21 protein-coding genes and 1 other RNA gene are annotated in these 24,067 nt (G+C 57.6%); 10 read left to right on the forward strand and 12 right to left on the reverse strand.

The window, feature by feature from the left end:
* Window positions 1–70: 70 nt before the first annotated feature.
* The gene (locus tag AC2D8P_RS11360) at window positions 71–1,381 is read right to left on the reverse strand and encodes a helix-turn-helix domain-containing protein (protein WP_484702818.1); all 1,311 of its coding nucleotides are present in this window, start codon (window positions 1,379–1,381) and stop codon (window positions 71–73) included.
* Window positions 1,382–1,588: 207 nt separating this feature from the next.
* On the opposite strand from AC2D8P_RS11360, the gene AC2D8P_RS11365 reads away from it, so the two are divergent.
* The 6 genes from AC2D8P_RS11365 to acs all read left to right on the forward strand — a co-directional run bounded on the left by AC2D8P_RS11365 (window position 1,589) and on the right by acs (window position 8,872).
* On the forward strand, window positions 1,589–2,941 hold the full coding sequence (locus AC2D8P_RS11365; RefSeq protein ID WP_484702819.1) for a substrate-binding protein: 1,353 nt from the start codon (window positions 1,589–1,591) through the stop codon (window positions 2,939–2,941).
* A 112-nt stretch (window positions 2,942–3,053) separates the two neighbouring features.
* On the forward strand, window positions 3,054–4,076 hold the full coding sequence (locus tag AC2D8P_RS11370; RefSeq protein ID WP_484702820.1) for a branched-chain amino acid ABC transporter permease: 1,023 nt from the start codon (window positions 3,054–3,056) through the stop codon (window positions 4,074–4,076).
* Between the two features lie 3 nt (window positions 4,077–4,079).
* Window positions 4,080–5,294, forward strand: a complete 1,215-nt coding sequence (locus AC2D8P_RS11375; protein ID WP_484702821.1) for a branched-chain amino acid ABC transporter permease — start codon at window positions 4,080–4,082, stop codon at window positions 5,292–5,294.
* A 13-nt stretch (window positions 5,295–5,307) separates the two neighbouring features.
* Window positions 5,308–6,063, forward strand: coding sequence for an ABC transporter ATP-binding protein (locus tag AC2D8P_RS11380; protein WP_484702822.1), 756 nt, complete (start codon window positions 5,308–5,310; stop codon window positions 6,061–6,063).
* Between the two features lie 18 nt (window positions 6,064–6,081).
* Window positions 6,082–6,831, forward strand: a complete 750-nt coding sequence (locus AC2D8P_RS11385) for an ABC transporter ATP-binding protein (protein WP_484702856.1) — start codon at window positions 6,082–6,084, stop codon at window positions 6,829–6,831.
* 97 nt (window positions 6,832–6,928) lie between these two features.
* On the forward strand, window positions 6,929–8,872 hold the full coding sequence (gene acs, locus AC2D8P_RS11390) for an acetate--CoA ligase (protein WP_484702824.1): 1,944 nt from the start codon (window positions 6,929–6,931) through the stop codon (window positions 8,870–8,872).
* Between the two features lie 142 nt (window positions 8,873–9,014).
* On the opposite strand, the gene AC2D8P_RS11395 is transcribed toward acs, so the two are convergent.
* On the reverse strand, window positions 9,015–9,479 hold the full coding sequence (locus AC2D8P_RS11395; protein WP_484702825.1) for a MarR family winged helix-turn-helix transcriptional regulator: 465 nt from the start codon (window positions 9,477–9,479) through the stop codon (window positions 9,015–9,017).
* Between the two features lie 97 nt (window positions 9,480–9,576).
* Between AC2D8P_RS11395 and AC2D8P_RS11400 the strand changes: the two genes are divergently transcribed.
* Entirely contained in the window at window positions 9,577–10,533 is a 957-nt protein-coding gene (locus AC2D8P_RS11400) for a catalase (RefSeq protein ID WP_484702826.1), read from the forward strand.
* Between the two features lie 127 nt (window positions 10,534–10,660).
* Here AC2D8P_RS11400 and AC2D8P_RS11405 read toward each other — a convergent pair whose 3' ends face one another.
* The 3 genes from AC2D8P_RS11405 to rpmG all read right to left on the reverse strand — a co-directional run bounded on the left by AC2D8P_RS11405 (window position 10,661) and on the right by rpmG (window position 12,630).
* Window positions 10,661–11,572 (reverse strand): NAD(P)-dependent oxidoreductase, encoded by a 912-nt coding sequence (locus AC2D8P_RS11405; protein ID WP_484702828.1) that lies wholly within the window; start codon window positions 11,570–11,572, stop codon window positions 10,661–10,663.
* Between the two features lie 284 nt (window positions 11,573–11,856).
* Complete coding sequence (locus AC2D8P_RS11410) at window positions 11,857–12,366, reverse strand: GNAT family N-acetyltransferase (protein WP_484702829.1); 510 nt, start codon at window positions 12,364–12,366, stop codon at window positions 11,857–11,859.
* Between the two features lie 96 nt (window positions 12,367–12,462).
* A complete protein-coding gene (gene rpmG / locus AC2D8P_RS11415) occupies window positions 12,463–12,630 on the reverse strand; it encodes a 50S ribosomal protein L33 (protein ID WP_008554190.1) in 168 nt (55 codons plus the stop codon).
* A gap of 230 nt (window positions 12,631–12,860) precedes the next feature.
* On the opposite strand from rpmG, the gene ggt reads away from it, so the two are divergent.
* The gene (gene ggt, locus AC2D8P_RS11420; protein ID WP_484702830.1) at window positions 12,861–14,672 is read left to right on the forward strand and encodes a gamma-glutamyltransferase; all 1,812 of its coding nucleotides are present in this window, start codon (window positions 12,861–12,863) and stop codon (window positions 14,670–14,672) included.
* A 40-nt stretch (window positions 14,673–14,712) separates the two neighbouring features.
* On the opposite strand, the gene AC2D8P_RS11425 is transcribed toward ggt, so the two are convergent.
* The 6 genes from AC2D8P_RS11425 to gatC form a co-directional block, all read right to left on the reverse strand.
* Window positions 14,713–15,624 (reverse strand): AEC family transporter, encoded by a 912-nt coding sequence (locus AC2D8P_RS11425; protein WP_484702831.1) that lies wholly within the window; start codon window positions 15,622–15,624, stop codon window positions 14,713–14,715.
* 59 nt (window positions 15,625–15,683) lie between these two features.
* Window positions 15,684–16,085: RNase P RNA component class A (gene rnpB, locus AC2D8P_RS11430), an RNA gene on the reverse strand.
* Between the two features lie 12 nt (window positions 16,086–16,097).
* Window positions 16,098–16,793: an N-acetylmuramoyl-L-alanine amidase gene (locus tag AC2D8P_RS11435; protein WP_484702832.1), complete on the reverse strand. Its 696-nt coding sequence runs from the start codon at window positions 16,791–16,793 to the stop codon at window positions 16,098–16,100.
* The gene (locus AC2D8P_RS11440) at window positions 16,794–17,531 is read right to left on the reverse strand and encodes a hypothetical protein (protein ID WP_484702833.1); all 738 of its coding nucleotides are present in this window, start codon (window positions 17,529–17,531) and stop codon (window positions 16,794–16,796) included. It abuts the gene before it with no gap.
* 36 nt (window positions 17,532–17,567) lie between these two features.
* Window positions 17,568–19,055, reverse strand: coding sequence for an Asp-tRNA(Asn)/Glu-tRNA(Gln) amidotransferase subunit GatA (gene gatA / locus AC2D8P_RS11445; protein ID WP_484702834.1), 1,488 nt, complete (start codon window positions 19,053–19,055; stop codon window positions 17,568–17,570).
* Window positions 19,055–19,342 (reverse strand): Asp-tRNA(Asn)/Glu-tRNA(Gln) amidotransferase subunit GatC, encoded by a 288-nt coding sequence (gene gatC / locus AC2D8P_RS11450; protein WP_484702835.1) that lies wholly within the window; start codon window positions 19,340–19,342, stop codon window positions 19,055–19,057. The genes gatA and gatC overlap by 1 nt, the downstream gene beginning before the upstream one ends.
* Before the next feature lie 167 nt (window positions 19,343–19,509).
* On the opposite strand from gatC, the gene AC2D8P_RS11455 reads away from it, so the two are divergent.
* Entirely contained in the window at window positions 19,510–20,157 is a 648-nt protein-coding gene (locus AC2D8P_RS11455; RefSeq protein ID WP_484702836.1) for an imm11 family protein, read from the forward strand.
* A 90-nt stretch (window positions 20,158–20,247) separates the two neighbouring features.
* Here the strand turns inward: AC2D8P_RS11455 and AC2D8P_RS11460 are convergent, their stop codons facing one another.
* Complete coding sequence (locus tag AC2D8P_RS11460) at window positions 20,248–22,773, reverse strand: ATP-dependent helicase (RefSeq protein ID WP_484702857.1); 2,526 nt, start codon at window positions 22,771–22,773, stop codon at window positions 20,248–20,250.
* A 107-nt stretch (window positions 22,774–22,880) separates the two neighbouring features.
* On the opposite strand from AC2D8P_RS11460, the gene AC2D8P_RS11465 reads away from it, so the two are divergent.
* Window positions 22,881–24,029 carry an alpha-hydroxy acid oxidase gene (locus AC2D8P_RS11465; RefSeq protein ID WP_484702837.1) on the forward strand — a complete coding sequence of 383 codons (1,149 nt, stop codon included), beginning with the start codon at window positions 22,881–22,883 and terminating at the stop codon, window positions 24,027–24,029.
* The last annotated feature ends 38 nt before the right edge of the window (window positions 24,030–24,067 follow it).

The following is a 24,067-nucleotide window of genomic DNA, read 5'->3' on the forward strand; positions in this document are numbered from 1 at the left end:
CGCATTTTCAAGCCGTGTCAAAATTCAGATGAAAGGCTTGTGGTGACGGATCAGCGCAGGCCCCCACGGTTCAAGTCTGAAAAATCGAAACCTCCCGCCGTGCATCGCAGGCTTTGCGTGGACATGTCAGGCAGGATTGCCCAACATCACCGTCGGGCGCACCGGTGGATTGCGCCTGAGCAGCATTGGCCACCATGATCATCTGTGCCTCCACCCCGATCTCACGCCCGTTCGGGCCGATCAGCCGGGTGGTTGCCAGCGCATAGGCCTGTATAGGCCGTGACATATGGCCCAACTGCTCTACCGTCAATTCAACAGGCATATTGGGTTGGATCAGCGCCCGAAACAGCGGCCACAGCGGGCAGGCGGCCCCATGCCCCGGCAATAAAAACCCCGGGATCGGCTTGCGAAATGTCAGATGCCCGGCCCCGTCACAGGCGACACGTCCGATTTCCCATCTTTGGCCCTCATCCGGCACGGTTGCCAGGCGTCGCAAGACCATGGGCAGGTCGGCGTCAAACTGTCTGGCCAGCGCCATCGGATTAATCCCATGCGTGCCAATCGCGGCCAGAAACGGCGCCAAAGGCAAAACCGTGGCGTCCTTCTGATACGTGTTCAGATACGCCCGAAAGACGATGCTTGCCTGCTCGGATGAACAATCTGCATTCGCCAGAACCTGATCAACCGGCCGCCCCTCTTCCAACTCTGGCACGTGATAGTTCCGCGCGCTTAACCATCGTTCCAGCTCTTCCTGTGCCGAAGTTCCGTCGGTGGGTTGTTCCCCGATCTGATCCAGATAAGACACCAGCGCCTGTGATCCATCCGACAGCCGGTGTGATTCATCCTGTATGTTCTTGTGAAACCGTCGCCGCCAGTTCTGATCAATGTCCTCAGACTCCGCCAGAATATCCGCGGTCGACCGGATCGCCGCCGCCGTGGTCAGAACCTCGTGCAAAGAGGCCGACAGATTAACATCATGGGCCAGCCGGTCAGACAGGTTTTCCACCTGCGCCTCCAATCCGTTAACCCGGCTGTTCAACCGATCCAGCAGCCCCGCCCATCCGGGAAACCGACCGGCAAATTCGGCCAGCCGGTCAACCTCTGGCCCAGTTGCACCCACCACGTCAACTCCGCCGGTCGCAGCCACACGCAGTCGGGAAATCAGCGCCGCCTCTGCCCCTTCTAACAGGATGGCCGGATCGACCTCCAGCCGCTCTGCAATATCATGCAGCAGCTTGCCACCAATACGCCGACGGTTATGTTCAATCAGATTAAGGTAGGAGGCCGAAATTCCCACATCCCGGGCCAGATCCGCCTGTTTGACCCCCAAATCCACACGCCGATCCCTGATCCGCGTCCCAAGCGCATCAAGATAGGCCATGGCTTTTCCTTTCAGTTCAGGCACATCAGGGCATAATTTACAAATTTTTACATATTTGTTTCAATGTTTGTGTATATCTTTACAAAATTATTGTTTCATTAAAAGCATTTGTTGCCTAATTTTCAGTTCATCCCGGATAATACGCTCACTTGGCAAATGCGGATCGCGGTGAGGAGACCCGATCGCATTACAATTCGGGAGGACTACATGGCCAAATCACTCACAACACGTCGCGGCGTGCTGAAATCCGGGGCCCTGGCTGGCGCCGGGCTGGCAGTGCCGACGATCTTTACGGCATCATCCGCAGCCGCATATACAAATGAGCCCACCGGTGGCACCGTCACTCTGGGTTTCAACGTTCCTCAAACCGGCCCTTATGCTGATGAGGGCAATGATGAACTTCTGGCCCAGCAGCTGGCGGTCGAACATCTGAACGGCGAAGGCGACGGCGGCTGCCTGAACACCTTCAGCTCCAAGGCGCTGCAGGGCAATGGCATCCTGGGCAAGAAGGTCGAGTTTGTGACCGGTGACACCCAAACCAAATCAGACGCGGCCCGCGCCTCGGCCAAATCCATGATCGAAAAAGACGGCGCCATCATGATCAATGGCGGCTCGTCCTCAGGCGTTGCAATCGCGGTTCAGGGTCTGTGTCAGGAGGCCGGTATCACCTTTATGGCGGGCCTCACGCATTCCAATGACACCACGGGCAAGGATCGCAAGGCGAATGGCTTCCGCCATTTCTTCAACGCCTACATGTCTGCGGCCGCTTTGGCACCCATTCTGGAAAAGGAACTGGGCGCAGATCGGCGCGCCTATCACCTGACAGCGGACTATACTTGGGGCTGGAGCCAGCAGGAATCAATCGCTGCCGCGACAGAGGCGGTCGGTTGGGAAACCGTCAACAACGTGTTGACCCCGCTGGCCTCTACAGACTTCTCGTCCTACATCGCGCCCGTGCTAAATGCCGGTGCCGATGTTCTGGTTCTGAACCACTATGGCGGAAACATGGTCAACTCTCTGACCAACGCCATCCAGTTCGGCCTGCTGGACAAAGTCGCGAACGGCAAAGACTTCAAGATCGTCGTGCCGCTTTATTCCGAACTGATGGCCGCAGGTGCCGGTGAAAACATCAAAGGCGTGTTCGGTTCCATGAACTATAACTGGCAGCTTCAGAACGAAGGCTCCAAAGCGTTCGTGAAGAGCTTTGGTGAAAAATACGGCAAGCCACCGTCGAACTCTGCACAGACCTGCTATGCACAAACCCTGCTTTATGCGGATGCCTGTGAACGGGCTGGCACCTTCAACCCATGTGGTGTTGGTGAGGCTCTGGAAGACTTCGAGTTTGACGGATTGGGCAACGGAAAGACGCTTTATCGCGGGGCCGACCACCAGTGCTTCAAGGACGTTTTGGTCGTGCGCGGCGCGCAAAACCCGACCAACGCCTATGACACGTTGGAAATCGTGGAGGTCACCCCGGTTGAGCAGGTCACCTATGCACCGAACCATCCGATGTTCGGCGGCGATGATGCCTCCTTGGGCAGCTGCAACTCCGGGGCATAACTCCCCCCGTGTGATATACTTGGCTCTGGGCGGCAATACCGCCGCCCCGGGCCACCATCCATTCAAGCAACCGGTGCTGTGCACCGTTTGACAACGCCAGATGGTGGGAACCATGGACGCTTTTCTTCTACAAGTTCTGAACGGCCTGGACAAAGGATCAGCCTATGCGCTGATCGCACTGGGTCTGACATTGATCTTCGGCACGCTGGGGGTGGTCAATTTCGCCCATGGTGCGCTGTTCATGATCGGGGCTTTCTGCGCCGTCACCCTGCAACGCTTCTTAAGCATCAGCTTCGAGATCGTTGACGACACCCAAGTGGATTTTCTGGGCAACCCGCTCAAGGTTCAGACCCCCTATATTGAACATTGGTTCGGACCAGAGGTCGGCTCTGCAATCATCGACTGGTCTGTGCCCCTGGCGATTCTGATCGCAATTCCAATCATGGTCGGGATCGGATTCATAATGGAACGCGGGCTGATCAAACATTTCTACAAGCGCCCCCATGCGGATCAGATTTTGGTAACCTTTGGCCTTGCCATCGTCCTGCAGGAAATCATCAAGGCCAATTTCGGCGCCAACCCGATCCAGACCCCGCCCCCTGACATCATGTCTGGTGTTGTGAACGTAGGTGCCTTGATCGGGATGGACTTGCCGTACCCCATTTGGCGGGTTACCTATTTTGCCTTCTCGCTGGCGATTATATCCGGCGTCTTTGCCTTCCTGAGATTCACCACCTTTGGCATGGTCGTCCGTGCCGGTATGGCCGATCGCGAAACCGTCGGGCTGTTGGGCATCGACATCGACAAACGCTTTACCATCATGTTCGGCGTGGCGGCTGCGGTCGCGGGGCTTGCCGGTGTGATGTACGGGCCGATCAACCCACCCAATTACCATATGGGTATGGATTTTCTGGTGCTCAGCTTCGTTGTCGTCGTGGTCGGCGGCATGGGATCACTGCCCGGCGCCGTATTGGCAGGCTTCCTTTTGGGGATCCTCGAAAGCTTTGCCTCCACCACATGGGCCACCACCACGATCCCAGGTATCAACCAAGTCATCATCTACGTCGTCGCAATCATCATCTTGCTCACACGCCCACGCGGGCTGATGGGACGCAAAGGCGTGATGGAGGAATAAGACATGTTCGGACTGCACAAAAAAGACACCAATATGCTCTTGATCGTGGCCTTCCTCGCGATCTTTGCCCCCTTCATCCTGAACCCGTTCCCGGCCGAAAGTGCCATGGCACAATTTAATGCAGGCTATCCGGATCTGATGCAGAAATTCGCCATCTTTGGCATCTTTGCGATCGGCTTCAACATCCTCTTTGGCCTGACCGGGTATCTGTCCTTTGGTCACGCGGCCTTTCTGGGTGTCGGCAGCTACAGCTGCGTCTGGATGTTCAAGCTCTTGGGCTACAACATCTTACCCGGCATTGCCCTGTCGGTGATCATCTCTGGCCTCTTTGCGCTTTTGATCGGCGTGCTATGTCTGCGCCGAACCGGGATCTACTTTTCAATCCTCACACTGGCCTTTGCCCAGATGTCGTTTGCGCTGGCCTATTCGGTCCTGTCCAACCCAAAATTCAACCTGACCAACGGTGAAACCGGGCTGCAGGTCTATGCTGATGACCCACAGATTTTCCATTCCGCCAGCGCGCCTGACCTGCCACATCTCTTTGGCCTGTCCATGCGCGCCACGGAAAAGATGCAGATCGGCGGATGGGAGTTTCAGTTCAACGTGGGCTATTACATGTGCGCGGTCGTCCTGCTGATCTGCTTCTACCTTTCGATCCGCATCTTCCGTTCCCCATTCGGGCTGATGCTGCGGGCGGTGAAATCCAATCAACAACGCATGAGCTATACCGGGCTGAACACACGCCCTTACACGCTGGCGGCTTTCGTTATCTCTGGCATGTATGCCGGGCTGGCCGGGGGGCTCTTGTCCGCTGTTGATCCGCTGGCAGGCGCTGAACGGATGCAATGGACCGCCTCGGGCGAGGTTGTTCTGATGACCATCCTTGGCGGTGCGGGCACTTTGCTTGGTCCGGTTCTGGGCGCAGGCTTCATCAAGTATTTTGAGAACATCTTCTCAAAGATCAACGAACAGGTCCTGCACAGCTGGTTTGCCTTCCTGCCTGATGGCATGGAAAACGCCATTGTCTGGGTTCTGCACTTCTTCACCGGAAAGGGCTGGCACCTGACACTGGGCCTGTTGTTCATGATCGTCGTGATCTACCTGCCAGGTGGTCTGGTCGAGGCCGGACAACGCATCAAGGATGCCATCCGCAATCGTGGGAAGGATGACAAAGATCCGACTCACGCCCCGAAACCCAATCCACACATCGCCGAATAAGGAGGGCTGACCAATGGGAATTCTCGAAGTCAAAGATGTCTCCAAACGCTTCGGCGGCCTTCAGGCGCTGGCGGATGTGAACCTCTCCGTGCAGGAAAATTCGGTCCATGCGATCATCGGGCCGAACGGGGCGGGCAAGTCCACCTTTCTGAACTGCCTGGTGGGCAAGCTGATCCCCGATACCGGTACTGTGATGTTTGACGGGCAAAGCGTTCTGGGGCGCAAACCGCACGAAATCAACCAGATGGGCATCAGCCGGGTGTTCCAGACACCTGAAATTTTCGGCGACCTCTCGGTCTTTGAAAATGTGATGATCCCCTGCTTTGCCAAACGCGATGGCGCCTTCCGCCTGCACGCCATTGAATCGGTAGAGGATGAACAAGACATCGCAGAGCGCGCCGAACAGATGCTGATCGATGTGAACATGCAGGACAAGATGCACGCCCATGCTGCATCGCTATCGCGCGGCGACAAACGCCGTCTGGAAATGGCCATGTGCCTGGTGCAGGAACCTCGGTTGTTGCTACTGGACGAACCCACTGCCGGCATGGCGCGGGCCGACACCAACAACACGATCGACCTGTTGAAAGAAATCCACGACAAGCGCAACATCACCATGGCGATCATCGAACATGATATGCATGTGGTGTTCTCGCTGGCCGAACGGATCACCGTTTTGGCGCAGGGCATGCCACTGGTCGAGGACACGCCGGAAAACATCAAGGGCCATCCCAAGGTCCAAGAGGCCTATCTGGGTCAGGCGCATTAAGGGAGAAGGATAATGAATATGGCCGTTACCATCGAAAAAAACGCCAATCACGCCAAAACCGCACCGGCGTATTTCTCCGCCTATGATATCCATGGCTATTATGGCGAAAGCTACATCGTCCAAGGCGTCAGCTTTAACATCCACGAGGGCGAGATCCTTGCCCTACTGGGCCGAAACGGGGCCGGTAAAACCTCCACCCTGCGCGCCATCGCCCGGATGGATGATCCGCAATTGACCCATGGCGAAATCTGGCTCGATCACCAGCGCCTGCACGACATGCGCAGCCACGAGGCCGCGGTGGCCGGTGTGGGTCTGGTGCCTGAGGATCGCCGCATTATCCCCGGCCTGACGGTCGAGGAAAACCTGCAACTGGCCCAAATTGTCGAACCCAAGGGTTGGTCGATCGATCGTCTTTATGACCTCTTCCCCCGTCTGGGCGAGCGTCGCAAACAAGAGGGCGTAACGCTGTCAGGCGGTGAACAGCAGATGCTGGCCATCGCCCGCGCGCTGGCCCGCGACATCAAGTTGTTGCTCTTGGATGAACCTTATGAGGGCCTCGCCCCGGTGATCGTGGACGAGATCGAAAAGACCCTGAAGATCATCAAAGCCCAGGGCATGACCACGATCATCGTCGAACAGAATGCGATCCGGGCGCTGGAACTGGCGGATCGGGCGGTCATTCTGGATACCGGCTCTGTTGCCTTTGACGGAACCGCCCAGGAGGTCCTGGAGAACGAACAGCTCCGGGCTGAATATCTGGCGATCTGACAAGCCAGACTGATAGGCCGATACTTATTTTCGATGTGACAACCGGCCCAGCAAATCTTAGGGTTTGCTGGAAACTAACAGGGACATGATACCGAACATGACTGATACCATCTATCCGCCCTCTGCCGATTTTGCCGCCAACGCCCATGTGGACGCCGCGAAGTATGAAGAGATGTATGCTGCCTCCATTGCCGACCCGGACGCGTTTTGGGGCGAACAGGGCAAGCGGGTCGACTGGATCACGCCATATACCACTGTCAAAAATGTCAGCTACGAATATGGCAATGTTTCGATCAAGTGGTACGAGGATGGCCAACTGAACATTGCCGCCAACTGCGTTGACCGTCACTTGGAAACCCGAGGCGATCAAACCGCGATCATCTGGGAAGCCGACGATCCGCAACTGGCCAAACACATCACCTATGCAGAGCTTTCCGAACATGTGAACAAGCTCGCCAATGTCTACAAATCCTTAGGCATCACCAAGGGCGACCGGATCGTCCTTTACATGCCGATGATCCCAGAGGCCGCCTATGCCATGCTGGCCTGCGCCCGGATCGGTGCGATTCATTCGATCGTCTTCGCAGGCTTCTCGCCAGAGGCACTGGCCGCCCGCGTTCAGGGGTGTGAGGCCAAGTTGATCGTGACGGCGGACGAAGCCCCGCGCGGTGGCCGCAACACGCCGCTCAAGGTCAATGTCGACAAGGCGCTGGCGATCAGTGGCGACACACAGGTTCTGGTGGTTGAGCGCACCGGCGGCGAGGTCCCAATGAAAGAGGGCCGCGATCACGTCTACGGAACGCTGATGGCCCATGCCTCTGCCGATTGTCCGCCAGAGCCAATGAATGCCGAGGACCCGCTTTTTATCCTCTACACGTCAGGCTCCACCGGCGCGCCCAAGGGCGTGGTGCACACCACCGGCGGCTATCTGGTCTATGCTTCCATGACGCACGAGCTGGTCTTCGATTACCATGATGGCGATATCTACTGGTGCACGGCCGACGTGGGCTGGGTCACCGGCCACAGCTATATCGTCTATGGTCCTCTGGCCAATGGCGCCACCACCCTGATGTTTGAAGGTGTGCCAACCTACCCGGATGCATCGCGTTTTTGGCAGGTTTGTGAAAAGCACCACGTCAATCAGTTCTACACCGCCCCCACCGCCCTGCGCGCGCTGATGGGTCAGGGCAACAGCTTTGTCGAGGGCTGCGATCTGTCCAGCCTCAAGGTGCTGGGCACCGTCGGCGAACCGATCAACCCCGAAGCCTGGGAATGGTATCACAACGTGGTCGGCAAGGGCACGGTCCCGATCGTCGACACATGGTGGCAGACCGAAACCGGCGGCCACCTGATGACCCCCCTGCCCGGCGCCCATGCCCTGAAACCCGGCTCTGCGATGAAACCGTTCTTTGGTATCGAACCTCTGGTTCTGGAACCCACGTCGGGCGCGATCATCGAGGGCAACGATGTCGAGGGCGTCCTGTGCATCCGCGACAGCTGGCCCGGCCAGATGCGCACCGTCTGGGGCGATCATGACCGGTTCGAAAAAACCTATTTCTCTGACTACAAAGGCTATTACTTCACCGGCGACGGCTGCAAACGCGACGCGGGTGGCGATTACTGGATCACCGGCCGCGTCGATGATGTAATCAACGTCTCGGGCCACCGCATGGGCACGGCAGAGGTCGAAAGCGCATTGGTTGCCCATCCGAAAGTGGCTGAGTCCGCCGTCGTCGGCTACCCCCACGCGATCAAGGGCCAGGGCATCTATTGCTATGTCACCCTGATGGCGGGCGAAGAGCCCACCGAAGACTTGCGGACCGAACTCAGAAACTGGGTCCGCAAGGAAATCGGCCCCATCGCCAGCCCCGACCTGATCCAATGGGCTCCGGGCCTGCCAAAAACCAGATCCGGCAAAATCATGCGCCGCATCCTGCGCAAGATCGCCGAAAATGACTACGGCGCGCTGGGCGACACGTCTACCCTCGCCGATCCTTCTGTTGTTGACGACCTGATTGACAACCGCATGAACCGCGCCTGATCACCAAAACCCCCGGGGATTGCTCTAACGGCCGCAATCCCCACCCTCGGGCCGCCTCCGGGCGGCCCTTTTTTGTACGGCCTATCGCAAACTGTTTTATTGGAGATAATTACATCGCGTACAGTGCCCAAAGGCCACCACATCACATCGGGGAAATCTTTCCACACAGGCGGATGATCGTGTCTGCCTCCGCCTGTGTCAGGCCCAGGCGCGCGAAGACATCGGATGACACACCGCAGCTCTTGGTCCAGATGCCCCGGCCCGTTTCGGTCAGTGAAACGATCTTTTGCCGCTCGTTTCCTTCCTGAATCTCACGCAGCAACAGGCCCTTTGCCTCCAGCCGCTGCAATAACGGCGTCATCGTTGCCTTTGACACATCCAACCGCCCGGCCAAGGTGGAAATCGACACGCCGTCCTCTTCGGCCAACGCCATCAGAACCAGATATTGCGAATAGGTCAGGCCCTGCGCCTTCAGCAGAGTCTGATAATACTGCTCTACCGTGTGGGACGCGGTATAAAGTGCGAAACACAGCTGATTGTCCAACCGCACATTGGGTCGATCCTTGGACTTCGATGTCTCGGGCACAGGTGCTTGGCCTTCTTTCATGAACAGAAGCGCATTTCTGTTACCATCAAAAGTTTATCTTGCAAATAGTTTGCTAGCTAATTATTAGCAAGCTATACGGCGTAGAAAGGAGCACTCGATGATACGTACGATTCTCATGGCCACATGTCTTTCACTTGTGACAGCCCCTGCAATTGCCGGGGATGACTTCGATACCGAAGGCGGATTTGCCGCGTTTGAACAGCTTTTCGGCGTGACCGAAGGCAAACGCCGCAACCATACCAAAGGGTTCTGCGTCGAGGGTACGTTGACCCCGGTTGACCCCGCCATTCAGGCCTATTCCAACAGCCCGCTGTTCACAGGCACATCCAGCGTGATCGCGCGGGTGTCACACAAGGGTGGCAAGGCCAATCCAGCAGATGACAGCTTTGGTCTGCTGGGCCTGTCGATGGAAATCACCACCTCAGACAACGACCTGCATGTCATCGCGTTGAACACCGAACATTTCTTCCCCGTCGCCACCAGCGATGAATTCATTGAACTCCTGCGCGCCAAGGCCGCCGGCTCTGACGCGACCAAGGCCTTCGCCGCTGCCCACCCAGCGCTAAAGGCATACAAGGCCTATCACGGCGCCCTGGACAAAACCCTGCGCCCATACGAAGGCACCACCTATAACAGCGTGAATTCCTTCTACCTTGTGGATGCAGACGGAACTCAAACCGCCATGCGCTTTTCCTTCCGTCCCTCGGGCGAAGAGGGGATCGTTGTCGACACCCACCCGGATTTCTTTCTGGAAAACATGCAGGCCAATATCGCAGGTGGTGGCGTGTCCTGGGATATGGTGATCACCCTCGCCAACCCAGATGACGCAGTCGCCGATCCATCGATCCTGTGGACAGGTGAACACACCGAAATCGCCGCTGCCCGCTTCACGGCAAGCTCTGCGATGAGCGAGGCCGACGGCCAATGCGATGACCTGAATTTCGACCCGACCGTTCTAAGCGAAGGTTTCGCACCGTCCGAGGATCCGATGCTGCAGGTCCGTTCGATGATCTACGCCCATGGCGCCGGGCAACGCCTTGGCGAAAAATACTAATCCCACACCCATCGACCACCACTCACAACCTAGGGCCGCCCATGGGCGGCCCTTTTTTCACATTCTATTGCACCAGCACAGCATATTTAGCTGCATGTTTACCAGCGCCCACCTATGCCGAAGCTTCTTATTTCTCCCAATGGGGCACCCAATTTCCTTCTAGGCGCAGCGAAACGCCTGCCGCATCCTCTTCAAGCTTAACCACATGAAGTTCGCCTTTGTCGCCGCCATAAGTTTTTCTGGCTTTTTCAAACTGGTCACAGACCAGTCGCGTAGCAGGTGCCAATGTGCCTGCATCATCGCAGGCCTCGACAATCAAACCCAGATCTTTGTGGCACAGATCCAACGTAAAAGAAGGGTCATAATGCCCGGCGAAAACCGAAGGCGCGTCGTGGTGCATACACCAGCTTTCGCTTGCGCCAATCTTCAGCGCGTCCCATGCGCGCGACAACTCGACCCCGGATTTCACCGCCATGACCAGCGCTTCGCCCATGGCTGTCGCGTGGATCGCCCATAGCTGGTTGCTGGCCAGTTTGGTCACTTGCCCGCTGCCATTGCTGCCCATGTAATAAAGCGGGCCCATCAACTCCATCACCGGGCGAATACGTTCAACCGTATCCGCGCCACCACCGGCAAATTGCGGCATATTACCTGTGCGCGCACCGTCAACCGCACCCGATACCGGCGCGTCAATCGCATCAGCACCGGTCTGAATAACCTCATCAGCCAATTCGCGCGCCAACGCCGGTTGATTGGTTGTCATATCGACCCAGACTTGACCTGCGCCCATGACAGACGCAAGACCGTTTGGCCCACGCACAATCTGTTCGATCTGCTTTGGCCCGAAAACCATGGTGAAAACGATATCCGCACCTTGGACTGCATCACGCGGGGTTGGCGCCCAGGTTGCTCCGCGCTCAAGATGCACCTTGGCGCGCGCCTTATCCAGATCGCAGACCAAAAGATCATGACCGCCCTTGATCAAATTTAGCGCGGCGGCACCGCCCATAGTTCCCAGTCCAATGAAGCCAATGCGCATTACATATTCCTTACGTCAGTTTTATCCGGCCGGGTTTGGCTATGGCTATAGAGCCACATGGGAAAAGCTCAACCAATGAATGTCGCTAGTGGCACTAAATTTGCCAACTTTGCTTTTCTGCGCTGCGCGAGCGTACTCAGGAAAATCTGATTGAGCTGGAACCGGGCACTCATCATGCCGCGTTTGGCGTTAACCATTCGCCCACCGTCGCAATACCGACAAAATACCGACGTTGCACAGACAGCCAGATCTGAACATTCAGGGCGGCTCTTACCGCCCCGAACTCACCCCAACGGCCGTACCATCTGCACCGCCGGAAAGCGGATGCCGGGGGCAAGGCTAAGCTCCACATCCCCGATCCGCTGAAACCCCTGGGCGGCGTAGAAAGGCTCTGCCGTCAGGGTGCTCAAACAATCAAGCTGCCTGATCCCTGCGGCCTTTGCGGTGTCGAAAATATGGTTGACCAATGCGTTTCCGATCCCCCGTCTGGTGTACCGGAAATCAGTAACCACATGGCGGATATGGCCCAGCCCCTCCCGGCCCGGACCACCCATCGGGTTGCGATGGCTCCAGCCGCCGGCACCGACGATCTGGCCGGTTTCATCCTGAACCGCATAGTAGGTACCAGATTGCAAAAGGCGCGGATTTGCCTTTGAAATCAAGGGCAACGCCGTGACCATGACCGATGGTTTGTAATCCGGTTTCAACAGAATCGGATAGCTGCGTGACAGCAGTAGATCGATCGCGGCGATATCAGATCGGGTGGTGGGACGTATGGTCAGTGTTGTCGTCATTGCGTGGATCCTCCTGGGTGGTCGGGCCGCGCTGACGGGAAAGAAAAAGGCCGCGTCAGCGATGCTGCGCGGCCCTTGTCTGGTATCAAATCAGGCTTATTTAATTTTGCCTTCTTTGTATTCGACATGCTTGCGCACAACCGGGTCGTACTTGCGTACGACCATCTTCTCAGTCATGGTCCGTGCGTTTTTCTTGGTCACATAAAAGTGGCCGGTGCCCGCAGACGAGTTCAGGCGGATCTTGATTGTGGTCGGCTTCGCCATTTTAATCTCCAGTCAACGGGGCAGCGCAAAGCGATCAGCAACCGCCCGTGGAATCCTTGAAGCCCGCCTTTTAGCGGCTTTGCCGTCCGAGTCAACCGCAATCGCCAAGGAATCTTGCCTTATCGCGGGATGCGATTGATTTACCCAACCACATCGACACGCTTTGAAATAAAGATGTTTTACGGCGCGTGCAGATATGGGAAGCTTTTGGCAGAGATCGGAGAACCCTTATGTCCAAATATTTCTTAAAACTCCTGTCAATTTGCATTCTGACACCCGTTTTGGCGCTTGCGCAGCAAAGCGCTGACGCCATTGATCCAGAGGCCGCAGCCGCCACCGGTGGGATCGTGGTCAGCAGTGACGCACTGGCCGCACTTCAGGCCAAAGAGGCCGGGGAACCAACACGGGCCAGCAACTGGATGGTCGCCGCAGCCAACCCGCTGGCGGTAGAGGCCGGTGCCCGCGTATTGGGCGAAGGCGGGACAGCCGCTGATGCAATGGTGGCTGTGCAGGCGGTCTTGGGATTGGTCGAGCCGCAATCCTCTGGCCTGGGCGGTGGGGCGTTTTTGGTTTGGTATGATGGGGCAAGGGGCGAATTGACAACACTTGACGGGCGCGAAACCGCGCCGTTGGCCGCCACGCCGAGGCTCTTTCAATCTGCGGATGGCGAGCCGATGAAGTTTTTCGATGCTGTTGTCGGTGGCCGGTCTGTCGGAACCCCCGGAACCCCTGCCCTGTTGCAGGCCGCACATGATCGGTGGGGCCGATCAGAGTGGGCGAGACTGTTCACAGAGGCAATTGATCTGGCGCAAAATGGCTTCGCCGTCTCGCCCCGTCTGGCCAGCCTTGTGGCCGGGGATGCGGATCGCCTCGGTCGGCATCAAACCACCCGTGACTATTTCCTGCCGGGTGGTACCCCGATTGCTGAGGGGGCGATCCTGATCAACTCTGATTATGGTGCAACATTGCGTGCCCTTGCCACCAACGGCGCCAAGGCATTCTATACCGGCGAAATCGCACGCAACATCGTCCACACTATTCACAACGTCGACGGCAATCCCGGTGTGCTGAGCGAAACCGATCTCGCCATATACGCGGTCAAGGAACGCCCCGCCGTGTGCGCGACGTACCGCGCCCATGACATATGCGGTATGGGGCCGCCATCGTCGGGCGCGCTGACTGTGGGCCAGATTCTAGGGGTTTTAGATAACTTTGATCTATCCGCAGGGCCTGACAACCCAGACACATGGCGCCTGATCGGGGATGCCTCGCGGCTCGCTTTTGCGGATCGCGGGCGATACATGGCCGACAGCGACTATGTCCCCGTACCCGTCACGGGATTGGTTGACCCGACCTATCTGGAAGAACGCGCGGGCCTGATCGAGGGCGACCGCATCGACGGATTTGACGCGCTTTCCGCAGAGGCGATCCAACCCGGCAACCCCCAATTTGACCATGCGCTGTTTTGGGCGGATGACGTGTCAATCGAGTATCCCTCTACCAGCCACATCTCCATCGTCGACCAGTACGGCAACGCCCTGTCGATGACCACGACGATTGAAAATGGCTTTGGCTCGCGTTTGATGACGGGCGGCTTTCTGCTGAACAACGAACTGACGGATTTTTCCTTCCGCACCCATTCCGATGGCATCCCCATCGCCAACCGGTTGGAACCGGGCAAACGCCCGCGTTCGTCAATGGCGCCAACAATCGTCTTGAAGGACGGCAAGGTCGAACTGGTGATTGGCTCCCCGGGCGGTAGCCGGATCATCGGTTATGTCGCCACGGCAATTATCGCCCATCTCGATTGGGGTCTGGATGTGCAAGCGGCCATCACCCTGCCCCATGCGATCAACCGGTTCGGCACCTTTGATCTGGAGGAAGGCACATCGATGACGGGTCTGCAGGGTGCGCTGGAAGCCATGGGGTATGAAACCAGCATTCGCGCGCTGACATCCGGCCTGCATGGCATCGATGTCACCCCTGATGGCCTGTTAGGCGGGGCAGACCCGCGCCGCGAAGGCATCGCACTGGGGGAATAATTCGCCAATTCACCACGGCGCTGCCCGCTGTCGGTTGGGCTCAGAACAGGGCCCTGACCACCGCAATCCACAGGGGAAGTGTAATCGCGCTTAATAAAGTGGATTGTGCAATCAGCGTTGCAGCCAGTTCGCGATTGGCACCAAATCCCGCAGCCAACACATGTGCGGCAGAGGCTGTGGGCAAGGCCGCAAACAGAACCAAAACTGTAATAGTCGGGCCTGAGAACCCTCCGATTAATCCCGCCAAAACCACCACCCCCGGAAGGATCAGCAACTTGGTCGCCGTGATCATCGCGCTGAACCGATCCAGACGGGCCAGCGCCCCCCAGTTCATCGTTGCACCGATAGAAATCAAGGCAATCGGAATTGCCGCCTGTGACAGCATTCGGAGCGGCGCCATGACAGGATCAGGAATATATAATCCGGTCAGACCCACCGTGACCCCAGCGAGACTGGCCAATAAGAACGGGTTGAGAGCAATCCGCCGAACCGTTCCCCAAAATCCCAAATTGCCACCACGCGACAGCGCCGTGACTGCAAAAAGGTTGGCCACTGGCACCGCCATGCCCACCGCAACGGCCAATATCCCCAGATCTGCCGTCGGTACGGTTGCGATCACGACAAATCCCAACGCGGTATTGAACCGCCATGCGTTTTGCCAAGCGCCCGCAAAGTCCAGAAATCGTTCTGGTCCGACTGACCGCGCCAGCCAACCCAGGGCCAACCCCACAATCAGGATCGCCCAAACGGCCGGGGCAACGACATAGACTTGAGGCAAGGTAATCGGACGGTCCGAAGCCGCAACAAACAGCAGTGCCGGAAAGAGAATTTCGAAGTTTAACTTGTCCAACCCTTGCCAGGCATTCACTGACAACCGACTGCGGATCAAACCGCCCAAAACGACCATCAAAAACACCGGCAACAGCCCCATCAAGATCGTCGCAAAGGTCATTTTCGCCCATCCCCTTCAGCGGGATAAGAGGCCTGATCCAAGTCAGTTGCAAGTGCGATTTGTGCGGATGACCTATAAGCCGGGTTCTGTACCGGGGCTGATGCCCCTTTGATGACCATTCCTCTGGCCTGCCCGTTGCCGGACAGGTCTAGCTGCCAACCCGGACCTGCTGGGGAGAAGCATCCCTGCAAGGCTGACGCCCTGCGCGCGGTCCCTATTCGGCATTGCTCCCGGTGGGGCTTGCCTTGCCGGTGCTGTTACCAGCCCCGCGGTGGGCTCTTACCCCACCGTTTCACCCTTGCCCACGGATAGTTTCGGTTGCCCGACCCGTCCGCTGGCGGTCTATTCTCTGTGGCGCTTTCCCTCGGGTTTCCCCGGCCGGGCATTACCCGGCACCGTCACTTCATGGAGCCCGGACTTTCCTCGAACCTTTGCAGGCCCGCGGCCATCCAGCCATCCGCACAAGGGTTGATTTAAGATGTGAACGGGGCGCGGTCAACGGGGAAGCGACGGGCAAGATTGTTGATCACCCACAGATCACCTGAATCACAGGGACCCGTTTTCCAGGGTGCAAACCGTAAACGAACCGCATTCAACAAGGTTTCCCCGTCGCAATCGGGCGGATAGCCGAAAGCAACCGCTGCCTGCGCGAAGGATAAATCCAAATCGCTGTCGTTTCGCGTTGGCCAGACTGACAGCCCCTGGCGCGCCAATCGTTGCCAATCAAATCGCCTGCCCGGGTCACCTTTGCGCCCCGGCGCCATATCTGAGTGTCCGATCACGCGCTCGGCCGGGATAGGGTAGCGCCCCATCAAATCGGCCAACAATAACTCCAACGCTGCCATCTGCGGTTCTGGAAAAGGGGCAAATCCTGTATTGGCAAGCTCGATCCCGATGGAATGCGAATTGACATCCATCACCGCGCCCCACTGCCCTGCTCCGGCATGCCAGGCGCGCTTATCCTCTTCAACCAGTTGATAAATCACCCCGGCTTCCGAAATCAGGTAGTGGGCAGACACTTCGATTTCTGGATCACATAACCGTTCCAGCGCCGCATCTGTGCTGTCCATCGCCGTATAATGCAGAACGATCAGATCGGGGCTGTCGCAGCCGCGCCGCTCGCCCCAATTGGGCGACGGGTGTTGAAGACATTGAACTGTCCCGGACACCTAGTTTCCAGAGGCAGCCTGCCGCGCTGCACGGAACGGGGCCGGATCCCAATAGCAGGCGAACCCGTCCCCATCAGGGTCAAGCCCCATGCGGTCGCGTTGCGGGCCACCCTTGGTCAGAAAATCTTGCTGTGCCAGATCAGATGAAGAGTATTTGGCACAGTTCCTGTTAAATCGGCTGTCAGACAGCAGGTTCAGGCGAGAGTATAGCGGCTGACCCACAGGGTTGTTGGTGGCCAAAGCATAATCGACAATGCTGGGGCCCAGATTTCCCGGACGTTCCGGCAAATCGGTGGGTTCAATCACCACATATTGCTGCCGGTTGGCGGCAATTCTTTCGGCGTCGCTTTCGATCGATTCACGGCTCGACACAGCATCAAAATCCTGTTCATCGGAAATGCCTGCGCGTGCCTGACGCTGTTCTTCTGTCAGTTCACCTTCGGCCTCTTCCGTTAAAGGGACATCGCCAGCATCTGCTTGGCCCGCTGCATCGCCCGCGGTTGCAATCGCCGCGTTGGCCTCGTTCACCAGCGCCTCGGTTTCAGTGCCAGCAGTGGCGGTGCGTTCCGGTGGCTGAACCACCTGAAACTCCCCACGCAGGGCTGCCTCGCGCGCTTCGCGCTCGCGCATATACTCTTCATAGGTCTTGAACCCTGCGCCCGTGGCAGGAGGCTGCGAGGATTGCCCACAGGCCGTCAAGACCAAGGCCGAGCACACAACTAAAATCGAAAATCGCATTAAAACCACACCTGCCCCTGTTATTTTAGCAGAGCTCTACCACCATTTCGACGGTTTGGAAACAAAGCCTGCGGCCCGCTCCAACACATAGGCCGAATTCAGCAAATCGCCCTCTTCCCAAGGACGCCCGATCAACTGCAGCCCCAGCGGCAAACCCTGTTTGTCCAGCCCGGCGGGGACGCAGACTCCGGGCAAACCGGCCAGGTTCACGGTCACGGTAAAGACATCGTTCAGATACATCTTGACCGGATCGGCATCGGCCATTTCCCCCAGGCCAAAGGCCGCAGACGGGGTGGCCGGTGTCAGGATCGCATCGATCCCTTGCGCAAACACATCCTCGAAATCTTTCTTGATCAGCGTGCGGACCTTGCGGGCCCGGTTGTAATAGGCATCGTAAAACCCTGCCGACAGAACATAAGTACCGATCATCACCCGGCGCTGGACCTCTGGCCCGAACCCTTCGGCGCGGGTTTTCTCATAAAGGTCATTGATCCCTTCGCCCTTGCCCAGCGTTGCGCGGTGGCCATAGCGCACCCCGTCATAGCGCGCGAGGTTCGACGACGCCTCTGCCGGCGCAATCACGTAATAGGCCGGCAGCGCGTATTTGGTGTGTGGGAGCGAGATATCGACGATCTCGGCGCCTGCATCGCGCATCATCTCGGTGCCCTGCGCCCAAAGCTTTTCAATCTCTTCCGGCATCCCGTCCATCCGGTATTCCTTGGGGATACCGATTTTCTTGCCGCGAATGTCACCGGTCAGCGCCGCCTCGAAATTCGGCACGGCCAGATCGGCAGAGGTCGAATCCTTCGGGTCATGGCCGCACATCGCCTCTAGCATGATGGCAGAGTCGCGCACGGTTTTGGTCATCGGCCCGGCCTGATCCAGCGACGAGGCAAAGGCCACAATCCCCCAACGCGAACACCGCCCATAGGTCGGTTTGATGCCGGTGATGCCGGTAAAGGCCGCGGGCTGACGGATTGAGCCACCCGTATCGGTGCCGGTCGCACCCAAACACAGATCGGCCGCCACGGCAGAGGCTGAACCGCCCGACGATCCACCCGGTGTCAACGCCGCATCATCATTGCCACGTCGCCATGGGTTCACCACATTGCCATAGCAGGACGTTTCGTTGGACGATCCCATGGCGAATTCATCCATGTTCAGCTTGCCCAGCATGACCGAACCCGCATCAAACAAATTCTGACTGACAGTCGACTCATATTCAGGCGTGAAGCCCGACAGAATGTTCGACGCCGCCTGGCTTGGCACGCCCTTGGTGCAAAACAGATCCTTGATCCCCAGCGGAATGCCGCACATGGCAGGGGCATCGCCCGCAGCGATCCGCGCATCGGCGGCCTGTGCCTGCTCCCGCGCAATCTCTGGTGTGTTATGCACAAATGCGCCCAACGCATCGGCGCCCTCGATGGCGCTCAGGCACGCCTCCGTCAGTTCACTCGATGTGATGTCCTTGGCGCGCAGTTTATCGCGCGCATCAGCGATGGTCAGTTGGTTCAGATCAGACATTATTCAACCACCTTTGGCACGGCAAAGAACCCCTCGCGCGCATCTGGCGCGTTTGACAGAACCTTGGCCTGCTGATCGCCATCCGTCACCTGATCCACCCGCCGCTTCAGGCGCTGCGGGGTCACAGATGTCATCGGCTCCACGCCCTCGACATCGACCTCATTCAGCTCTTCTATAAAGCCAAGGATCGCGTTGAATTCGTTAGCCAGCGCCGGCAGGGCCTCTTCTTCCACCCGGATCCGGGCCAGATGCGCCACCCGGCGCGCGGTATCGGTGTCGATCGACATCGGGATCTCCGTCATACATTCAGGAACCGCGTTTAACGCCAAGGCGCGCGGGCTTCAATCCCAACTGGGGTGATGGGTCACTATTCTATGAAAATCCACGCTTGAACCCGCGCTCGCAAACTCGCAACTATAGGACGCGGGGCGACGGCATTACCTGAAGGACATTCATGAGTAAATCAAAAATAAAAATCTGGGATACAACGTTTCTCAGCAATTCGATTAGCGGCAATTCCAAGATGTATTTGGTGCTAAACATGCCGGAATACGTTCCAGATAGATACCTTGAATGGCAGCGTCAGTATGAGGCGGGCATTCCGTTTAACTCCGATCAAGTGCCGAAATATCTTCACTTCATGTTTTCAGATCTGAGGCCCAGTGAAAGGGCGAAGATTTTGAGTCGACATATGTATACCACGCATATGCGGGTCATCCTTGTTTCTGAAGAAATGCATGATCTTCTACAGAGCTTCGAACTTGGAGAAACAAAATTTTACCGTGTTCCGGTGCGTGAGAATGATCAGAAAACCGAGCGGGATGAAGTGGTCTATCTGATGCAGATTTGTGAGCGGCGCAAAGCCTTTGTTCCAGAAGAATCTGAAAATGTGGAAGAGATCAATGGAAGCGGGATATGGCGACAATCCGTTTTCCACAAGGATAAGCTTGCTGTGAGAGCGGAAGCAGCTGAAGGCGCGGATATGTGGGTTGACCCACATTTACGACAACGCATTTTTTTCTCTGATCGCTTGAAAGAAGCCATCAAAGAGGCGGGCATAAAAGCCAGTGGATTAACCTTCCGAAGGTGCAAGGTGGTTTGAAGCCACCCCTTTATTTTGCCAAAATACGCCCGCCGGAGGCACCTGCTCGAAGTGTCAGAAAGAACACGCCCGTAAGGGCGCTCCTTTTATTTAAAATGGGACGTCGTCGGCTTGCGCGGCGGCGACAACAAACCGCGCGACGACCTTTTTAGCACCGGCCTTGTCAAATTCGACATCCAGCTTGTCGCCCTCGATACCCATCACCGTGCCGTAACCGAATTTCGAATGAAACACCCGCTCCCCCTTGCCAAAGGCGGGCAGAGCCTGCGCATCGATGATCAGATTGCGGGTCTCTTTCGGCTGCCCCATGGGCCGGGCGCTTTGCGCCGATTGCATCCGCCGCCAACCGGGGGAGTTATAGGCATCGGCGCGGGATGCCCGCGCCTCCATCTGCGCGCCCACATTGCCGGACGCGGCGCCATACCCCCCGCCATACAGCCCGGGTGGTGTCAGCACCTCGACATGATCCGGCGGCAATTCATCGACAAACCGCGACGGCATCTGCGATTGCCACTGCCCATAGACCCGGCGGTTGGCGGCAAAGGATATCGTGCAGATCTCCTCCGCCCGGGTGATCCCGACATAGGCCAGGCGGCGTTCCTCCTCTAACCCTTTCAACCCGCTTTCATCCATGGATCGCTGGCTGGGGAACAGGCCATCCTCCCACCCCGGCAAAAACACGGCGGGAAATTCCAACCCCTTGGCGGCATGAAGGGTCATGATGGTGACCTTTTCATCCCCCTCGCCCGCGTCATTATCCATGATCAGCGCGATATGTTCCAAAAACCCTTGGAGGTTTTCAAACTCTTCCAGCGCTTTCACCAGTTCCTTCAGGTTTTCCAGCCGCCCGGGCGCCTCTGGCGTTTTGTCGTTCTGCCACATGGTGGTGTAGCCGGACTCGTCCAGAATTTGTTCGGCCAGTTCGATGTGGCTAACATCATCAGAGCCAACCATCCTGGACCAGCGATCCAACTGCGACACCAGCTGTGTCAGTGCGCCCTTGGCCTTGCCCTTGATCTCTCCGGCCTCCAGCAAAATGCGCACACCGTCGATCAACGGCACCCCATGCGCCCGTGCCGCGCGCTGGATGTTTTGCAAGGCCTTGTCGCCGACGCCGCGTTTGGGCGTGTTCACGATCCGCTCGAACGCCAGATCGTCCTCTGGGCTGACCACGACGCGGAAATAGGCCATGGCATCGCGGATTTCCATCCGTTCATAGAACCGGGGGCCACCGATCACGCGGTAGGGCAAGCCGATGGTCAGGAACCGATCCTCGAATGCGCGCATCTGGTGGGAGGCACGCACAAGAATCGCCATGTCGTTCAGGCTTTTCGGGGCCATGCCACGCGTGCCGCTTTGCATCGCCTCGACCTCTTCGCCGATCCAGCGCGCCTCTTCCTCGCCGTCCCAATGGCCGATTAGGCGGACTTTTTCGCCGTCTTCTTCCTCGGTCCACAATTCCTTGCCCAACCGATCCTTGTTGCCCGCAATCACGGATGATGCGGCAGCAAGGATATGTGGGGTGGAGCGGTAATTCTGTTCCAGCCGCACCACATGGGCACCGGGGAAGTCTTTCTCGAACCGCAGGATATTGCCCACCTCTGCCCCGCGCCAACCATAGATCGACTGATCATCATCACCCACACAGCAGATGTTTTTGTGCCCCCCGGCCAAAAGGCGCAGCCACAGGTACTGGGCGACGTTGGTGTCCTGATATTCGTCAACGAGGATGTAATTGAACTGGGTCTGGTACTTTTGCAGAATATCGGGGTGTTTTTGAAAGATCGTGATGACGTGAAGAAGTAGGTCGCCAAAATCAACGGCGTTCAGTTCGAGCAATCGTCGTTGATACTGCGCATAAAGCTCCGGGCCTTTGCCGTTGAAGGCAGAGGTTTCAGCGGCGGGTAAAGTCTCCGGCGTCCAGGCGCGGTTCTTCCAGTTGTCGATGATGCCTGCCAACAGGCGCGCGGGCCAGCGTTTGTCATCGATATTGGCAGCTTGGATGAGCTGTTTAAGCAACCGAACTTGATCGTCGGTATCTAAAATTGAAAAGTTTGATTTTAAATGTAGATGAGACTCGCCAGCGCCAAATGATCGAATGCTCTCGGGTCTCGGCACAGCGCCATCCTGATATGCACCCTTGTCGCTTGTATCAATAAGATCACCTTCATCTGACGGCGCATTTTTATTCTTTGTGCTGTCACCGATCAATTCCGCATGACGGCGCAATAGCTTAACTCCGATTGCGTGAAAGGTGCCCATCCACTGCATGCCGCTTTCCAGATTGACCGGATACGCCTGCACTCTATCTTTCATCTCTTTTGCGGCTTTGTTGGTAAATGTGACTGCGAGAATTTGGTTAGACCACGCGTGCCCTTTATGTAGGAGTTCAGCAATGCGTGAGATTAGACATCTGGTTTTTCCAGTTCCTGCACCGGCCAACACAAGCAATGGTCCGTCTAGCGTTGTCGCTGCATCCAATTGCGCATCATTCAACCAATTCAGATGATCCGAAGGCTCGACACTAGGCGCGGGCCGTGCGGCCATCGCCATCTGGCTCAGCTTGGGTTTGGATACGGCGGCCTCAAAGGCCTCTTCTTCATCGAACCTGCTCATGGCGGCAAAGGTTAACGACATTCCACAGAAAGGGAAAGAGGTGTTCCACTTATGTTCCGTCCAATTTTATCCTATGCACATTGGGCCGGGACGCGTAGGAATTGCATATGGATTTGCACAGCAAATATCCCGCAATTGCCGATTTGCGCGCCCGGGCCCAGCGGCGTATCCCGCATTTTGTCTGGGAGTATCTGGACAGCGCGACCGGGCGAGAGCAGGCCCACGCCCGCAACCGGGCCGCCCTTGATCAGCTGCGATTCTACCCGTCGATCCTGCACGGGGAGATTTCGCCGGATCTGTCCGTTGATCTGTTGGGGCACCGCTTCGCCCTGCCATTTGGTGTCGCCCCTGTCGGGATGTCCGGGTTGATCTGGCCGGGTGCCGAACGGGTGCTGGCGCGGGCGATGGCGGATACGGGGCTGCCCTATACGATGTCCACCGTTGCCACCCAATCCCCCGAAGATATCGCGCCGCATATCGGTGACCATGGCTGGTTTCAGCTCTACCCGCCGCGAGACGAAGATATCCGCCGCGATATGCTCCGCCGTGCGCGCGATGCTGGATTTCGGACCTTGGTCCTGACCCTGGATGTGCCGGTGGCCAGCCGTCGGGAACGGCAGGTGCGGTCAGGCCTGACCAATCCGCCCCGGCTGACACCCCGCCTGTTGGCGCAAGTTCTGCGATGCCCCGCCTGGGCCGTTCAAACTACGCGGTTTGGGCGTCCCCGGATGCGCATGTTGGACAAATATTCCGACGGACAGCAGGCGCGATCCTCTATTGCCCATCTGGGATATCTGCTGCGCACTTCCCCCGATATCACCTATCTGCGCTGGCTGCGCGGGGCATGGGAGGGCCCGTTGATCATCAAGGGCGTTCTGAACCCGGCAGATGTCCCTATGCTTCAGGCCGAAGGCGTGGACGCCATCTGGATTTCAAACCATGGCGGGCGGCAATTTGATGGCGCCCCGGCCCCGATAGAGGTTCTGCCGGATATCCGCGCCAGAACCGACCTGCCCCTGATCCTGGATGGCTGTATGGGGGGGGGCTTGGACATTCTGCGCGCCATGTCACTGGGGGCGAATTTTGTGATGCTGGGCCGGGCCTGGCACTATGCATTGGGGGCGCTGGGCGAAAGGGGCCCCGCCCATCTGACCGATATTTTGCGACAGGACCTTCTGGCCAATATGGGCCAGATGGGTTTGAGCAACCTGCGCGGCCTGCCCGAACCGCTCTTATCCGGAAATGGTGCTGAGTGATTTGCCGCAGTCGCAGAAGAAAATGTCGTGAATTGAGC

Source organism: Roseovarius sp. YIN77, assembly GCF_057219155.1.

What these genes read in the sequence shown, in the direction of transcription:
- AC2D8P_RS11360 (WP_484702818.1), bottom strand. Translation starts at nt 1,381, where the DNA reads ATGGCCTATCTTGATGCGCTTGGGACGCGGATCAGGGATCGGCGTGTG.
- AC2D8P_RS11365 (WP_484702819.1), top strand. Translation starts at nt 1,589, where the DNA reads ATGGCCAAATCACTCACAACACGTCGCGGCGTGCTGAAATCCGGGGCC.
- AC2D8P_RS11370 (WP_484702820.1), top strand. Translation starts at nt 3,054, where the DNA reads ATGGACGCTTTTCTTCTACAAGTTCTGAACGGCCTGGACAAAGGATCA.
- AC2D8P_RS11375 (WP_484702821.1), top strand. Translation starts at nt 4,080, where the DNA reads ATGTTCGGACTGCACAAAAAAGACACCAATATGCTCTTGATCGTGGCC.
- AC2D8P_RS11380 (WP_484702822.1), top strand. Translation starts at nt 5,308, where the DNA reads ATGGGAATTCTCGAAGTCAAAGATGTCTCCAAACGCTTCGGCGGCCTT.
- AC2D8P_RS11385 (WP_484702856.1), top strand. Translation starts at nt 6,082, where the DNA reads ATGGCCGTTACCATCGAAAAAAACGCCAATCACGCCAAAACCGCACCG.
- acs (WP_484702824.1), top strand. Translation starts at nt 6,929, where the DNA reads ATGACTGATACCATCTATCCGCCCTCTGCCGATTTTGCCGCCAACGCC.
- AC2D8P_RS11395 (WP_484702825.1), bottom strand. Translation starts at nt 9,479, where the DNA reads ATGAAAGAAGGCCAAGCACCTGTGCCCGAGACATCGAAGTCCAAGGAT.
- AC2D8P_RS11400 (WP_484702826.1), top strand. Translation starts at nt 9,577, where the DNA reads ATGATACGTACGATTCTCATGGCCACATGTCTTTCACTTGTGACAGCC.
- AC2D8P_RS11405 (WP_484702828.1), bottom strand. Translation starts at nt 11,572, where the DNA reads ATGCGCATTGGCTTCATTGGACTGGGAACTATGGGCGGTGCCGCCGCG.
- AC2D8P_RS11410 (WP_484702829.1), bottom strand. Translation starts at nt 12,366, where the DNA reads ATGACGACAACACTGACCATACGTCCCACCACCCGATCTGATATCGCC.
- rpmG (WP_008554190.1), bottom strand. Translation starts at nt 12,630, where the DNA reads ATGGCGAAGCCGACCACAATCAAGATCCGCCTGAACTCGTCTGCGGGC.
- ggt (WP_484702830.1), top strand. Translation starts at nt 12,861, where the DNA reads ATGTCCAAATATTTCTTAAAACTCCTGTCAATTTGCATTCTGACACCC.
- AC2D8P_RS11425 (WP_484702831.1), bottom strand. Translation starts at nt 15,624, where the DNA reads ATGACCTTTGCGACGATCTTGATGGGGCTGTTGCCGGTGTTTTTGATG.
- AC2D8P_RS11440 (WP_484702833.1), bottom strand. Translation starts at nt 17,531, where the DNA reads ATGCGATTTTCGATTTTAGTTGTGTGCTCGGCCTTGGTCTTGACGGCC.
- gatA (WP_484702834.1), bottom strand. Translation starts at nt 19,055, where the DNA reads ATGTCTGATCTGAACCAACTGACCATCGCTGATGCGCGCGATAAACTG.
- gatC (WP_484702835.1), bottom strand. Translation starts at nt 19,342, where the DNA reads ATGTCGATCGACACCGATACCGCGCGCCGGGTGGCGCATCTGGCCCGG.
- AC2D8P_RS11455 (WP_484702836.1), top strand. Translation starts at nt 19,510, where the DNA reads ATGAGTAAATCAAAAATAAAAATCTGGGATACAACGTTTCTCAGCAAT.
- AC2D8P_RS11460 (WP_484702857.1), bottom strand. Translation starts at nt 22,773, where the DNA reads ATGAGCAGGTTCGATGAAGAAGAGGCCTTTGAGGCCGCCGTATCCAAA.
- AC2D8P_RS11465 (WP_484702837.1), top strand. Translation starts at nt 22,881, where the DNA reads ATGGATTTGCACAGCAAATATCCCGCAATTGCCGATTTGCGCGCCCGG.